Here is a 13,279-nt window from a genome sequence, read left to right as displayed (position 1 = left end):
CCATCGCGTTCTAGGATGGCGAGCGTGACCGCTGACGCCTCCGGCCGCCGCGTCTCCGCCGAAGAGCGGCAGTTTAGTCTCGTGCTCGCGCTCATCGCGACCGAGACGGGGCTCACCAAGACCCAGATCCTGTCGACAGTCGAGGGCTACAGCGCACGGTTTGTGCCCGGCGGCGACAATGCGAGCCTCGAGCGGCAGTTCGAGCGCGACAAGGATGACCTGCGCGAGCTCGGCATCCCGCTCGAGACGTTCGACCAGCCGGGCGCCGACGGCGACACAAAGCTGCAGCGCTATCGGGTATCGCGGGCCGAGTACCCCCTTCCCGACGACATCACGTTCAGTTCGGAAGAGCTCGCACTGTTGGGGCTCGCCGGCCAGGTCTGGCGTGAAGGCTCGCTGAGTGACGATTCCCGCCGCGCCCTCACGAAGCTGCGCGGCCTCGGCGTCGCGGTCGGCGCCACCGTCATCGGGGTCGCCCCGACACTGCGCGCGCACGACCGGGCGCACGCGCCGCTCACCCTCGCGATCAGTCGGGGCCGTCAGGTCGAATTCGACTACCTGAAACCGGGGGATGCTCGACCCGAGCATCGGCGCGTGTCACCTCAGGCGCTCGTGCAGCACGAAGGACGCTGGCACCTGCAGGGCTTCGACGAGGGCAAGGGGGGCGAGCGAACCTTCCTCCTGCAGCGCATCGTGGGGGGCGTTCGCCTGCGCACGGACGTGGCGCGCGAGCCCGCCAGCGACGCCGCCGAGCGCGCCCTCGCCGACTTGCGCACGTTGTGGACGCAGCAGCGCGCGACCGTCTCAGTGACCCCCGGCAGCGAGGCCGACGTGGTTCTCCGCAATCGGGCTGGCACAGAGGTCGACGGCGACGTACTCGTGGTGCACACCACCGATTTCCAATTGCTGGCTGACGAACTCGCCGGATTCGGCGACGAGGTGCAGGTCGTGAGCCCTCGGGCCCTGGTCGACGCGGTCCTCGACCGGTGGATGCACGTGGCGGGCTCCCATGGCTGACCGTCGCGACGCAGGCGGCACGAGCACCGACCGCCTCGCGTTCCTCCTCGCCCTCGTGCCGTACCTCATCGACCAGGTGAGCGTTTCGGTGGACGAGGCCGCCGACCACTTCGGCACGACGCCAGAGCGCATCCGACGCGCGGTTGAACTCATCGCGGTGAGCGGCGTGCCCGACGCCAGCGGCAGTGTGCTGCCGGGCTCTGGCATGTTCGACATCGACTGGGACCAGTTCGAGGAGCAGTCGATCATCCGCTTCCGCCAGGCGCCGCTCACCGAGCAGCCCCGGTTATCGGGTCGCGAAGCTGCGGCTCTCATCGCGGGGTTGCAGACCATCATGGCGCTGCCCGACTACGCCGAGCGCGACGACCTCTGGGCGCTGCGCGAGAAGCTCGCGCGCGGCTCGGCCTCCGGCGTTGCTCCCGTCGCTGTCGCACCGGGCGACTCCAGCGAGACGCTGCAGGAGGTCCGGCGTGCTCAGTCCGCGGGTCGCCGGCTCGCGCTCGACTACGTGAGCGGCGACGGTGACCGCGAGGAACGTCTCGTCGATCCCATCCGTCTCGACTCGATTGACGGGGTCTGGTATTTGCGCGCCTGGTGCCTGACGCGCGGTGCCGAGCGAACGTTCCGGGTCGACCGGATCGCGAGCGTTCGATCCGCGGGCACGGCAGATGAGCATCCCGCGTCGACCGCCGACCCGGCGAGTCTGTTCAGCGGCGCGGCGGTCGGCACCGTGCGTGTCGAGTTCGAACTGCACGAGGCGGCACTTCCGCTGGTCGCCGACTACCTGCCAGACGACGTGCGCCCGGTCGACGGTGGCCCAGGCCTCGTACGCGCAACGGTGGAGCTCTCGAACGTCGCCAAGGTGGGGCGACTTGCAGCCCGGCTCGTCGGCGCTGGCCACATCGTCACGCCGGAGGCTGCGACGGAAGCCCGACACTGGGCCGAACGCGCCATTGCCGCACAGAATCGCCGGTTAGACTCGTGACCACCTCGCACCCCCGCACACGAAGGACGTGAGCTGAATGCCCCAACTTTCCGGCTGGACCGGCCTCATTCTGCTGTTGGTCATCCTGCTCCTCTTCGCCGCTCCGAAGCTTCCGCAGCTCGCCAAGAGCCTCGGCCAGTCGATGACAATCTTCAAGAAAGAAGTCAAGGCCGGCAAGGACGCCGAGGCGGCAGAGCGCGAGCAGACTGCCGAGGGCACCGACGCGGCGACCGACGGTCCCGACTCCGCCACCAGCAAGTAGGGCGGTGAGCGACCGCCCGACGCGGTCCCGGAATCCCGAGGGCCGCATGACCCTCGGCCAGCACTTGGTCGAACTGCGCAAGCGCATCACGATCGCCGGTGTGGCAATCATCGTCGCCGCGATTGGCGGCTGGTGGCTCGTCGACCCGATCTGGGCAGCGCTCAGCGAGCCGGTTCTGCGTATCGCGGAAGAGCAAGACCGGGATGCGGCGCTCACGTACGTCACGGTTGGGGAGGCGTTCGACACGCGCCTCATCATTATGTTCTTGGTCGGCATCGTGGCGGCGTCGCCGGTGTGGCTCTACCAGCTCTGGGCCTTCATCGTGCCCGCGCTGCACAAGAACGAAAAGCGCTACGCCATCGGATTCCTGGCCGTCGGAGCACCACTGTTCATCAGCGGGTGCGTCGCAGCCTGGTTCGTGTTTCCCAATATCGTGACGCTGTTAACGGGCTTTGCGTTCAGCGATTCAGCGACCCTTCTGACAGCGCGCGTGTACCTCGACTTCGCGGTGAAGTTCATCCTCGCGATCGGCGTCGGGTTCGTGCTTCCTCTACTGCTCGTGCTGCTGAACTTTGCCCGTGTGGTGAGCGGTGAAGCCATGCTCAAGGCGTGGCGCTGGGCGATACTCGCAATCGCCACCTTCACGGCGCTCGCGACGCCCGCCGCTGACGTGCTCTCGATGGTGCTGTTGGCCATTCCGCTCGTCGGCCTGTACTTCGCCGCGTGCGCGGTGGCTGCATTCAACGACCGTCGCGTTGCCCGCAAGGAGGCGACGCTGGCCGACGAGTACGGACTAGCGTCTTCTGATGACTGACGTCAGGTCACCGGCCGAGCGATACGAAGAGGCCCGAGCGTTACGCCAGCTGCCGCGACTGCGGGCCTTCCGTGACCAGCTGACGTTCGATCTCGATCCCTTCCAGGCGGCTGCCTGTCGCACGCTGGAAGAGGGCCGCAGCGTGCTGGTTGCGGCACCCACGGGCGCCGGCAAGACGATCGTCGCGGAATTCGCCGTCTTCCTCGCGATGTTCGACGCGCGCGCGAAGATCTTCTACACCGCGCCGATGAAGGCGTTGAGCAACCAGAAGTACACCGAACTCGTGGCCCAATACGGGGCCAGCGAGGTGGGGTTGCTGACCGGCGACACGAACATCAACGCGACCGCCCGCATCGTCGTCATGACGACCGAGGTGCTACGGAACATGCTGTACGCCGACTCCGACCTGCTCACCGACCTCGCCTACGTCGTCATGGACGAGGTGCACTACCTCGCCGACCGCTTCCGCGGTGCCGTGTGGGAAGAGGTGATCATCCACCTACCCGAGTCGGTGCGTCTCATCTCGCTGTCGGCCACGGTGTCGAACGCGGAGGAGTTCGGCGACTGGCTGCAGGCCGTGCGGGGAGACACGGACGTCATCGTCTCGGAGGTGCGCCCGGTGCCGCTCGAGCAGCACGTCATCGTGCGCTCAAAGATGGTCGACCTGTTCGACTCGTCCGGCCGCGCGGCCACCAATCGGGTGAATCCCGAGCTCGTGCAGTTGGCCAGGGCGGGTGGCTATTCGCAGCAGGGAGGCGGGCGCGGGCGCAAGCACCCCAGCCGCTGGCAGGCACACCGTGGCCGTGACGAGGGCCGCATGTCGCGCGCCGAGATCGTGCAGCTGCTCGACGGCAAGAACCTCCTTCCCGCGATCTTCTTCATCTTCAGCCGCATGGGCTGCGATCAGGCCGTTCGGCAGGTGCTGCGCTCGGGCGTGCGCTTGACCGACGCACACGAGCGGGAAGAAATTCGCCAGATCGTCGAAGAGCGCTGCCGTACGCTGCGCGATGACGACCTGGCCGTGCTCGGCTACTGGGAGTGGCTCGACGGTCTGCAGCGAGGGGTCGCTGCCCACCATGCCGGCCTTCTCCCCGCCTTCAAGGAGGTCGTCGAAGAGCTCTTCCAGAAGAAGCTGTTGAAGGCGGTTTTTGCGACGGAGACGCTTGCGCTCGGAATCAACATGCCCGCGCGCACGGTTGTGCTCGAGAAGCTGGAGAAGTACAACGGCGAGGCGCGCGTGCCGATCACCCCGGGGGAGTACACCCAGCTGACCGGTCGAGCCGGTCGACGAGGCATCGACGTCGAGGGCCACTCGGTCATTCAGTGGGCCTCGGGCCTCGACCCCCAAGCGGTCGCCTCGCTCGCCTCTCGTCGCAGTTATCCGCTGAATTCGTCCTTCCGACCCACCTACAACATGGCCGTCAACCTCATCGAGCAGTTCGGCCGGGCCCGCACGCGTGAGATTCTTGAAAGCTCGTTCGCGCAGTTCCAGGCCGACCGCGCCGTCGTCGACCTCGCACGCACCGTACGCAAGAACGACGAGGCGCTGGAGGGCTACGCAACAGCCATGGAGTGCCACCTCGGCGACTTCCGCCAGTACTCGTCGCTTCGGCGCGAACTGAGCGACCTCGAACGGCGCCGGGCGACGGATGCACGGGGAGCGCGGGCAGAACGCGATCGACGCCAGAAACAGATTGAGGGCGTCAGAACACGGATGCGCAAGCATCCCTGTCATGGCTGCGCCGATCGGGAGGCGCACTCGCGCTGGGCGGAGCGCTACTGGCGCCTGAAGCGTGAGCGCGACAAAGTGAGCCGCCAGATTCAGGGCCGCACGGGCGCCGTCGCGCAGGTCTTTGACCGGGTCACCGAGGTGCTCGGGGAACTGGGCTACCTCGTCGATGACGACCACGGCCGGCTCGGCCTGTCGACGCACGGGCGCGCGCTTCGGCGCATCTACGGCGAGCGCGACCTGCTCGTCGCAGAAGCCTTGCGTCGCGACCTCTGGCGCGACCTCGATGCCGCGGGGCTTGCCGCCATGGCGTGCGCGATCGTGTTCGAAGCGCGACGCGACGACGGACAAGCCCCCGAGTATGCGCTCCCGCGCGGGGCCTTCCGTCCCGCACTCGAGCGCACACAAGAGCTCTGGGCTCGACTCGACGATCTGGAGCGCGAGCACCGCCTACCGGGCACTGACCCCTTGGCGACGACGCTCGCTCTGCCCATGCAGAAATGGGCACAGGGTGCTGCGCTCGACGTGGTGCTGCGCGACGCTGACCTCGCCGCGGGGGACTTCGTGCGCTGGTGCAAGCAAACCATCGACCTCCTCGACCAGATCTCGCTCGTTGCCGACGGGAAAGTCGGTCGCACAGCCCGCACCGCCCTCGACTCCGTGCGACGCGGAATCGTCGCCTACAGTTCCGTTGCCTGATCTGAACCCGACGACCCGCCCGGGGCCGCGCATTGGCGTCGCCCTGCTCGCCGCCGTGCTCGGTGGCTGGCTCATGAGCCTCGCCTACCCCGACCCGGGCTGGTGGCCGATGATGCTACCCGGGCTCGGACTCGTCCTGTGGGCCCTCCGCGGCCGAACAGTGGGCGGGGGCCTGATCATCGGCGCGGTCAGCGGATTCGCCTACTACGGAGCGCTCATCGAGTGGCTCACCGTCTACCTCGGTCTCGTGCCGTGGCTCGCCCTCACGCTCGCCCAGGTGTTCTTCACCGCTCTCGGCGGCGCGCTCATTGCGCTCGCGTGGCGCTGGGTCCCGCGCGCGTGGCCCAGCACCGCCGGCCGCCTGGTGCTGACACCGCTCGTGGTCGGCGGCGCATGGATGGTCCGCGAGGCCGTCTCCAGCGTGTTCCCGTTCGGCGGCTTCGCCTGGGGGAGGCTCGCCCACAGTCAGGCGGAAGGCCCGCTGTCGCCCCTCGTTGCGTGGACGGGCTTTTCCGCGCTCAGCTTTCTGATTGCGGCGCTCGTGGCGTTGACGGTTACCGCGCTCGTCGAGACCCGCCGGTCGCGAGCGGAGCGGGCATCCGTGCCTGTTGCGTTCGCCGTTCTGCTCCTGGTGTGGCCGGCGTTTCCCGTCACGATCATCGGCACCACGACGATCGCGGCTGTGCAGGGCAACTCCAACTCGGGACTCTTCGCCGACTACGAGCGGGGCGAGATCCTGCAAGCACACTACGACGCCACCCGCCCGCTCTTTGGTCGGGAGGGCATCGACATGCTCGTGTGGCCAGAGAACGCCAGTGATCTCGACCCGCTGCGGAGCGAATACGCCGCCGGGGTCATGGACATCGTGTCCGAGCAGGTGAACGCACCACTCCTGGTCGGCACAATCACCGTTGCGGGCGACAAGACGTTCAACAGCCAACTGATGTGGCGCACCGGCGAAGGCGCGGTCGACCAATACGACAAGATTCGCCCGGTGCCGTTTGCGGAGTACCTGCCAGCGCGCGAGTTCTTTTACCCGCTCGCCCCCGACCTCTTCGATCTCGTGCCTCGCGACTTCGCCTTCGGCCAGCGCGACACGGTCTTCAACGTCGACGGCGTGATCGCCGGCATTGCTATTTGCTTCGATATCGTCGCTGACGACCTATTCCTGCAGATGATGGACGAGGGGGCTGAGGTCATCATCTCGCCGACCAACAATGCCGACTTCGGCGTCACCGACCAGAGCGTGCAGCAGCTCGCCATCGCGCGCCTACGCGCGGTCGAGGCGGGGCGCGCACTGGTGAACGCATCCACGGTGGGGGCGAGTGCGATCATCGCGCCGGACGGGTCGACCATCGTCGATCTGCCGCTGTTCGAGCCCGGAACGATGGTTGCCGAGGTGCCGTTGAGCGACACGACGACGCCCGCACACGCCCTCGGCCGCACACTCGAGTGGCTCGTGATCCTCTTCACGGTGGTGACCATCACGAGCGCGGCCGTGCTGGCCCGCCCACGGCATGGGGCCGCCACCCCATGACGCCACCCGCCGCTGCCTCGGGGGCCGACTGCCTGATTGTCGTGCCCACATACAACGAGGCCGACAGCCTGCGCTCGATCATCGCGCGCATCCGCGTTGCCGTCCCCGACGCTGACATTCTTATCGTCGACGACGCCTCACCCGACGGAACGGGAGCCATCGCCGACGAACTCGCCGCAGCCGACCGGCGCGTGAGTGTCCTACACCGTGCGGGCAAAGACGGCCTCGGAAGCGCGTACCTCGCCGGTTTCGCGGTGGCGGCCGACCGGGGTTACGCGCGCGCCGTCGAGATCGACGCCGATGGCTCGCACGATCCCGCCGAACTCCCCGCCATGCTCACCATCGCGCACACGAGCGGCGCCGACCTCGTCATCGGCTCACGATGGGTTCCGGGCGGCTCAGTGGTGAACTGGCCATGGTTCCGACGGGCGATCTCGCGGGCGGGAAACAGCTACGCACGGCGGATGCTCGGATCCCGGATCAAGGACATCACGGCCGGTTTCCGGGTCTACCGCGTGGCCGCGCTCTCCAGCATCGACCGTGCGCACGTCTCCAGCCAGGGGTACTGCTTTCAGGTGGAACTTGCGTGGCGCGTGGAGCAGTCCGGGGGAGTGGTGCGCGAGCATCCGATCGCGTTTGTCGAACGTGCGAGTGGCCGGTCGAAGATGCACGCGGGGATCGTCGCTGAAGCGCTCGGCCGCGTGACGGTCTGGGGCATCGCCTCCCGAGGCGGTCGGCGCCGCCTGACGGGGTGGGACCCCTAACCTCGGCGTTACGCGCCGATCTTTTCGCCGCCCCCACGGCGCGCCCGCAGCAGCTCGAGACGCTCTTGAAGCAGCTCCTCGAGCTCATCGCGAGTGCGGCGCTCGAGCAGCATGTCCCAGTGAGTGCGCGCGGCCTTCTGCTCGCCCTCGTCAATCTCGATGGGGGTGCCATCGGGGGTGAGCAGACGGCCCTCTTTTCCGGACTTCGGCGACTTCCACAGGTCGGGGAGCTCGGCGTCAGCGGCGAAGATCACTTCGAATTCTTCGCCGTCGGCCGTGCGGAAACGAGCGCGCTGACGCTCGGCAAACTCGACGCCGTCTTCGCTCTGTAGGCTCTGCGAGCCGAGTCGCATGCCGCGAAGCGTTCGATCAGCCATCGTGCACCTCCTGTCACCGTCCGGACCAATTCCATGTAAAGGTATAGACCCGCCAGATGGGAACCGACGACGAAGGCGCTGTGTTCCCAGAACTTTGACAGTCCCGGCGCGACCGTCGCCGACGCGCGCGTCAAGCGCGGCTCGCCACGACAGCGAGCGCGAGATCGGCGCGGTCGGTCACGATTCCGTCGACGCCGAGGTCAAGGAGCCGCTCCATGTCGGACGGCTCGTTGACGGTCCACACGTGCACCTCGACACCTGCGGCGTGGAAGGCGGCGATGCGCGCGGGGGTCACCGTCGTGAGCCCGAGGGCGCGCTCGGGGATCTGCACGGCGTGCAGGCCGCGCAGGGCCCGACGCACCAGGGGAGTGGCCCGGAGGACGGTGGCCGCGAGTGCCAGCGCAAAACGGGGCCCGGATGCACTGGTCGCTACCGTGGGAAGCAGCCGGAGCGCGGCCGCACGCCGCCGCTCGCTGAAGCTCGTCACCAGCACGCGCTGTTCAGCCGAGGTTGCCCGAATGGCAGCGACGGCCGGTTCGATGGAGCCGGGTGACTTGAGGTCGATGTTGAAGAATGCGTCGGGGAAGGCATCCAGCGCTTCGGCGAGAGTCGGCACGTGCTGGCCGGCGCCGAGGTCGAGCCCGGCCAGCTCGGTGACGGTGAGCCCGTCCACGCGCACGTCGACGCCACCGACGCGGCTCAGGTCATCATCGTGCGCGACGACCGCGTGCCCGTCGCTACTCGCGTGCACATCGGTCTCGATGTGGTCGGCACCGGCCTCGAGGGCGTGCTGGAACGCGAGCAGCGTGTTTTCCGGGGCGGAAACGGCGAGGCCGCGGTGCGCCAGCACACGCGGCCTCGCCGGAGCGAAGTAGGGCAGTTCGCTCGACACAGGGTGTTACGCGCTCGGGGGAGTGCGGTGCTCACCCTTGGGCGAAAAGAAGCCCTGCCCGATTCCCTTCAGCGCCTCGGTCAGCTCGCTCGGGATGATCCACATCTTGTTCGAATCGCCTTCGGCAAGCTTCGGAAGCGTCTGCAGGTACTGGTACGCCAGAAGCTTGGGGTCCGGGTCGCCCTTGTGGATCGCGTCGAAGACCGTCTGGATGGCCTCGGCTTCAGCCTGCGCCCGCAGCACCTGGGCCTTCGCGTCACCCTCGGCCTTCAGGATCTCGGCCTGTCGGCGACCTTCTGCCTCCAGAATTTGCGACTGCTTCGTACCCTCGGCCGTCAGGATCGCCGCGCGGCGGTCCCGCTCGGCGCGCATCTGCTTCTCCATCGAGTCCTGGATCGACACGGGCGGGTCAATCGCCTTCAGCTCGACACGGTTGACGCGAATGCCCCACTTGCCGGTCGCCTCGTCGAGCACGACGCGGAGCTGACCGTTGATGTTGTCGCGGCTCGTGAGCGCCTCTTCGAGGTTCAGGCCACCGACGACGTTACGCAGGGTCGTCGTGGTCAGTTGCTCGACCGCGGCGAGGTAGTTCGCGATCTCGTAGGTGGCGGCACGTGCATCCGTCACCTGGAAGTAGACGACCGTGTCGATCGAGACGACGAGGTTGTCCTCCGTGATGACGGGCTGAGGGGGGAACGACACGACCTGCTCGCGCATGTCGACCAGAGGTCGCATGCGGTCGATGAACGGCACCAGGATGTTCAGGCCCGGCTGCAGTGTCTTGTGGTAGCGGCCGAGGCGTTCAACGACACCGGCGTAGGCCTGGGGAACAATGCGAATCGCGCGGACAATCACCACGATCACGAAGATCGCGAGAACGACGAGCAGGGCGATAACGAATAGCTGCCCGATGAATTCGGATGGGCCGATCATTCGGTCTCAGTCCTTTCTTCTGGCGCAACCTCCACGGTCGCCCCGTCGACGCGGGTGACGACGAGTCGTGCGCCCTCCGCGATGGTCGTGTGTTCGTGGTCGGGCGCACGTCGCGCCGACCACGTTTCTCCGTTTGCCAGCCGAGCAAAGCCGCCGTCGTCCGTGATGTCGCTGGTTGCCCGAGCGCGCATCCCGTACAGGGCGTCAATGTTGCTCTTCGTGGGGTCGCCGCCCGATCTCAGTCGTTTGAGCAGTAGCGGGCGGATGGTGAACAGGAGGCTGCCCGCGATTACCGCGGCGAGCGCGATCTGCGCCCACCAGGGCAGGCCGAGCAGGTTGGCGCCGACCCCACCGATCAGCGAACCGGCCGCGATCATGAGGAAGGTGAATTCCAGGGTCAGCAGCTCGATGATCACGCAGATCAGCACGAAGACGAGCCACATGATCCACAGGTACTGGGTGAGGTCCAGCAGCATCGTGGCGCCCCTTCGTCGCGTGCTGTCAAACGGTGCTTTTGTCACGCTATCAGCACTCACCGACGCGCAGCCGAACATCGGCACCCGGTACGCTCGGAACCCGTGAACAGTCCTCTTCCCGCTGGCGCACTCGCCGGCAAGACCGCCCTCGTCACCGGATCCTCCCGCGGCATCGGCGCAGACACCGTCCGCTACTTCGCGGCGGCGGGCGCCAACGTCGTCATCAACTACCGCTCGAAGGCGCCGCGCGCCGAGAAACTCGTCGCGGAGCTCGCCGAGCAGGGAACCGCGGCGATCGCCGTCGGAGCCGACCTCACCGATCCGGAATCCGTCGCCGCGATGATGGACACGATCCGCGATCGCTTCGGCTCGCTCGACGTCCTCGTGCTCAACGCCTCCGGTGGCATGGAGTCGAACATGGGCGAGGACTACGCTCTGCGCCTCAACCGCGATGCGCAGGTGAACGTGCTCGAGCAGGGAACTGCGCTGATGGGCGAGGGTGGCCGCGTCGTGTTCGTCACGAGCCACCAGGCACACTTCATCCGCACCGTTCCGACCATGCCGGAATACGAGGCGGTCGCGCTCTCGAAGCGTGCGGGCGAGGATGCTCTGCGCGAGCGCATCGCGGACCTCGCGGAGCGAGGGATCGGCTTCACCGTCGTGTCCGGCGACATGATCGAAGGCACCATTACCGCGACGCTGCTGGAACGCGCTCGTCCCGGCGCCATCGAGACGCGCAAGGAAGCGGCCGGCAAGCTCTACAACGTCTCGGAGTTCGCCGCGGAAGTCGCGCTCGCCGCCGTCGAACCCGTACCGGCCGACAATACGCGCCTCGTGGGCGACGTCAGCTACTTCACCGAGTACGCAGGGGAGTAGCCGGTGGCGCCGCAGCCGGGCCTGCGTCGCACCTCGCGCGTCCTCGTCATCGCACCCGATGGATCCGCGCTGCTGTTCTTCACCGCGGCTCCGGACTCGTCGGGCTTCGCGCGCTGAATCACGCCTGGCGGCGGGGTTGACCCCGGAGAAACGCACGCTCAGGCCGCGGTGCGCGAGCTGTTCGAGGAGACGGGGCTCACGGTCGACGACGTGGGCGCGAGCATCCACTCGTTCGATTTCGATGTCCGCTGGGACGAAGCCGATCACGATCGGGGTCACGCCGAGTACTACGTTCTTCGCGTCGCGGAACGTTTCGAACCGTCGAATGCGAACTGGACGCCCGACGAGCACGTCGACGTGACCGCGCACCGCTGGGCGACAGCGGACGACCTTGAGTCGGGTGCCGAGCCGTTCGAGCCCGCGCACCTCCCCGACCTGATTCGGCTGGCGGCGAGGTCCGTCTGACGCGTCAGGAACGCGTCAGCTCTTTGCGACCGAACACCGCCTCGGCGCTCGCCAGCTCGTCGTCGGTGGCTTCGCGGAACGGCGGAGCTTGGTCGACCTCGGGCGCGTGGCGACCCTGGCCTCGCGTCTTCACGATGCTCGCCACGATCGCGGTAGCAAGGATCAGTGCGATGACGGCCAGTGATATGGCGGTCGGAACGTGCAGCACGTCGATCAGGGCAAGCTTCGCACCCACCCACAGCAGGACGACCGCGAGCCCGATCTTCAAGTACACGAAGCGGTGAATGAGGTCGGCCAGCAGGAAGTACAGCGCGCGAAGCCCGAGGATCGCGAACGCGTTGGCGGTGAAGACGATGAAGGCCTCCTGGCTCACGCCGAAAATCGCGGGAATCGAGTCGACGGCAAAAATGATGTCGCTCACCTCGACGAGCACGAGCACGGCGAGCAGGGGAGTGGCGTAGACAACGCCCGCGCGGCGGATCACAAATTTCTGCCCGTAGTACGCGTCGGTCATGGGGGTTACGCGCTGGAACCAGCGCATCACCTTCGAGTTGGCCACGTCGATGTGGTCGTCGCGCTTCACGATCATCGTGATGGCCGTGTAGATGAGGAAGGCCGCGAAGATGTACAGCACCCAACCGAATTGGCTGATGAGCACGGCGCCGGCGCCGATGAAGATTCCGCGGAAGACAAGGGCGCCCAAAACGCCCAAGAACAGCACGCGGTGCTGGTACTGCCGGGGGACACCGAAGAAGGTGAAGATGATCGCCCAGACAAAGACGTTGTCGACCGAGAGCGACTTCTCAATGAGGTACCCGGCGTAGTACTGCTGGCCGAACTCTGCGCCCCACACGGACCACACAATGCCGCCGAAGATGACGCCGATGACGATGTAAAAGACGCTCCAGAGAGCGGCCTCGCGCACGCCGATGACGTGCGCCTTCCGGTGCGCAAACAGATCGATCGCGAGCAACGCGATGATGGCGCCGATGACGGCGAACCAGACCCAGAGGGCGACGTCCATGGTGCTTCTCTCCTGACCACCCGACACACGGGTGATGATCAGGAGGTCTCTCCCAACCGGCGAACCGGTCCGTGGCCCCGGGTCCGATTGCGAACCGTGGTGACGAGGGGACGTCGAGTGCGGGGATACTCCCCTCCGCGCGCAAGTAGAGCACACCGGGGGGTTCCTGTGCCAATCGGCACGCGGGTACTTTTCGGCGTGACGCGCTGAAATCGCGTCATGGATGCGCCGGGGAGCTACGACACGGAACTCGCCGTGGCGAGCATCCCGCCGTTTTTCGACTCGACGCTCATGGCGTGGGTCGCCATCGTCATCATCGCTGGGCCAATTGGCGCACTCAGCTGGTTTGTGTGGGGGAAACCGGCGGTTCGCCGGTACGGCGTGTCGGGGGAGAAAGGTCTGGTCACCGACGACGACTACCCTTAGAGT

The 13,279-nt window shown here is 67.1% G+C and carries 15 protein-coding genes; 10 read left to right on the top strand and 5 right to left on the bottom strand.

The annotated features are described in order from the left end of the window. The first annotated feature begins 15 nt into the window (after window positions 1-15). From EV140_RS01505 to EV140_RS01475, 7 genes are read left to right on the top strand one after another with little or no spacing between them, the layout of a single operon-like run. Window positions 16-1,017 carry a helix-turn-helix transcriptional regulator gene (locus EV140_RS01505; protein ID WP_130280362.1) on the top strand — a complete coding sequence of 334 codons (1,002 nt, stop codon included), beginning with the start codon at window positions 16-18 and terminating at the stop codon, window positions 1,015-1,017. Further along, complete coding sequence (locus tag EV140_RS01500; RefSeq protein ID WP_130280360.1) at window positions 1,010-2,002, top strand: helix-turn-helix transcriptional regulator; 993 nt, start codon at window positions 1,010-1,012, stop codon at window positions 2,000-2,002. Before EV140_RS01505 ends, EV140_RS01500 begins: the two co-directional genes overlap by 8 nt. A 37-nt stretch (window positions 2,003-2,039) precedes the next feature. Beyond that, window positions 2,040-2,264, top strand: a complete 225-nt coding sequence (locus tag EV140_RS01495) for a twin-arginine translocase TatA/TatE family subunit (protein WP_130280358.1) — start codon at window positions 2,040-2,042, stop codon at window positions 2,262-2,264. Window positions 2,265-2,268: 4 nt separating this feature from the next. Next, a complete protein-coding gene (tatC, locus tag EV140_RS01490) occupies window positions 2,269-3,078 on the top strand; it encodes a twin-arginine translocase subunit TatC (RefSeq protein ID WP_241971242.1) in 810 nt (269 codons plus the stop codon). Then, entirely contained in the window at window positions 3,071-5,506 is a 2,436-nt protein-coding gene (locus EV140_RS01485; RefSeq protein ID WP_130280356.1) for a DEAD/DEAH box helicase, read from the top strand. The genes tatC and EV140_RS01485 overlap by 8 nt, the downstream gene beginning before the upstream one ends. Continuing rightward, window positions 5,499-7,043, top strand: a complete 1,545-nt coding sequence (lnt, locus tag EV140_RS01480; RefSeq protein ID WP_130280354.1) for an apolipoprotein N-acyltransferase — start codon at window positions 5,499-5,501, stop codon at window positions 7,041-7,043. Before EV140_RS01485 ends, lnt begins: the two co-directional genes overlap by 8 nt. A 41-nt stretch (window positions 7,044-7,084) precedes the next feature. Next, a complete protein-coding gene (locus tag EV140_RS01475) occupies window positions 7,085-7,807 on the top strand; it encodes a polyprenol monophosphomannose synthase (protein ID WP_479684592.1) in 723 nt (240 codons plus the stop codon). A gap of 8 nt (window positions 7,808-7,815) precedes the next feature. Here EV140_RS01475 and EV140_RS01470 read toward each other — a convergent pair whose 3' ends face one another. The 4 genes from EV140_RS01470 to EV140_RS01455 all read right to left on the bottom strand — a co-directional run bounded on the left by EV140_RS01470 (window position 7,816) and on the right by EV140_RS01455 (window position 10,485). Beyond that, window positions 7,816-8,184 (bottom strand): RNA polymerase-binding protein RbpA, encoded by a 369-nt coding sequence (locus EV140_RS01470; RefSeq protein WP_130280350.1) that lies wholly within the window; start codon window positions 8,182-8,184, stop codon window positions 7,816-7,818. 130 nt (window positions 8,185-8,314) lie between these two features. Further along, window positions 8,315-9,034, bottom strand: coding sequence for a glycerophosphodiester phosphodiesterase family protein (locus EV140_RS01465; protein ID WP_241971241.1), 720 nt, complete (start codon window positions 9,032-9,034; stop codon window positions 8,315-8,317). A 48-nt stretch (window positions 9,035-9,082) separates the two neighbouring features. Then, a complete protein-coding gene (locus EV140_RS01460) occupies window positions 9,083-10,009 on the bottom strand; it encodes an SPFH domain-containing protein (RefSeq protein ID WP_096421560.1) in 927 nt (308 codons plus the stop codon). Further along, window positions 10,006-10,485 (bottom strand): NfeD family protein, encoded by a 480-nt coding sequence (locus tag EV140_RS01455; RefSeq protein WP_130280348.1) that lies wholly within the window; start codon window positions 10,483-10,485, stop codon window positions 10,006-10,008. Before EV140_RS01455 ends, EV140_RS01460 begins: the two co-directional genes overlap by 4 nt. 102 nt (window positions 10,486-10,587) lie before the next feature. Here EV140_RS01455 and EV140_RS01450 point away from each other — a divergent pair, with 102 nt between their 5' ends. Next, a complete protein-coding gene (locus EV140_RS01450) occupies window positions 10,588-11,361 on the top strand; it encodes an SDR family oxidoreductase (protein WP_130280346.1) in 774 nt (257 codons plus the stop codon). Between the two features lie 117 nt (window positions 11,362-11,478). After that, a complete protein-coding gene (locus tag EV140_RS13420; protein WP_277871084.1) occupies window positions 11,479-11,826 on the top strand; it encodes an NUDIX domain-containing protein in 348 nt (115 codons plus the stop codon). A gap of 4 nt (window positions 11,827-11,830) precedes the next feature. On the opposite strand, the gene EV140_RS01440 is transcribed toward EV140_RS13420, so the two are convergent. Next, window positions 11,831-12,850, bottom strand: coding sequence for a TerC family protein (locus EV140_RS01440; protein WP_130280344.1), 1,020 nt, complete (start codon window positions 12,848-12,850; stop codon window positions 11,831-11,833). A 219-nt stretch (window positions 12,851-13,069) separates the two neighbouring features. Here EV140_RS01440 and EV140_RS01435 point away from each other — a divergent pair, with 219 nt between their 5' ends. Continuing rightward, window positions 13,070-13,276: a hypothetical protein gene (locus tag EV140_RS01435; protein WP_130280342.1), complete on the top strand. Its 207-nt coding sequence runs from the start codon at window positions 13,070-13,072 to the stop codon at window positions 13,274-13,276. Window positions 13,277-13,279 lie beyond the last annotated feature (3 nt).

The sequence above is a fragment of the Microcella alkaliphila genome, assembly GCF_004216855.1.
GTDB classification, from domain to species: Bacteria; Actinomycetota; Actinomycetes; order Actinomycetales; family Microbacteriaceae; genus Microcella; species Microcella alkaliphila.
This window is presented reverse-complemented; position numbering and strand designations above follow the sequence as displayed.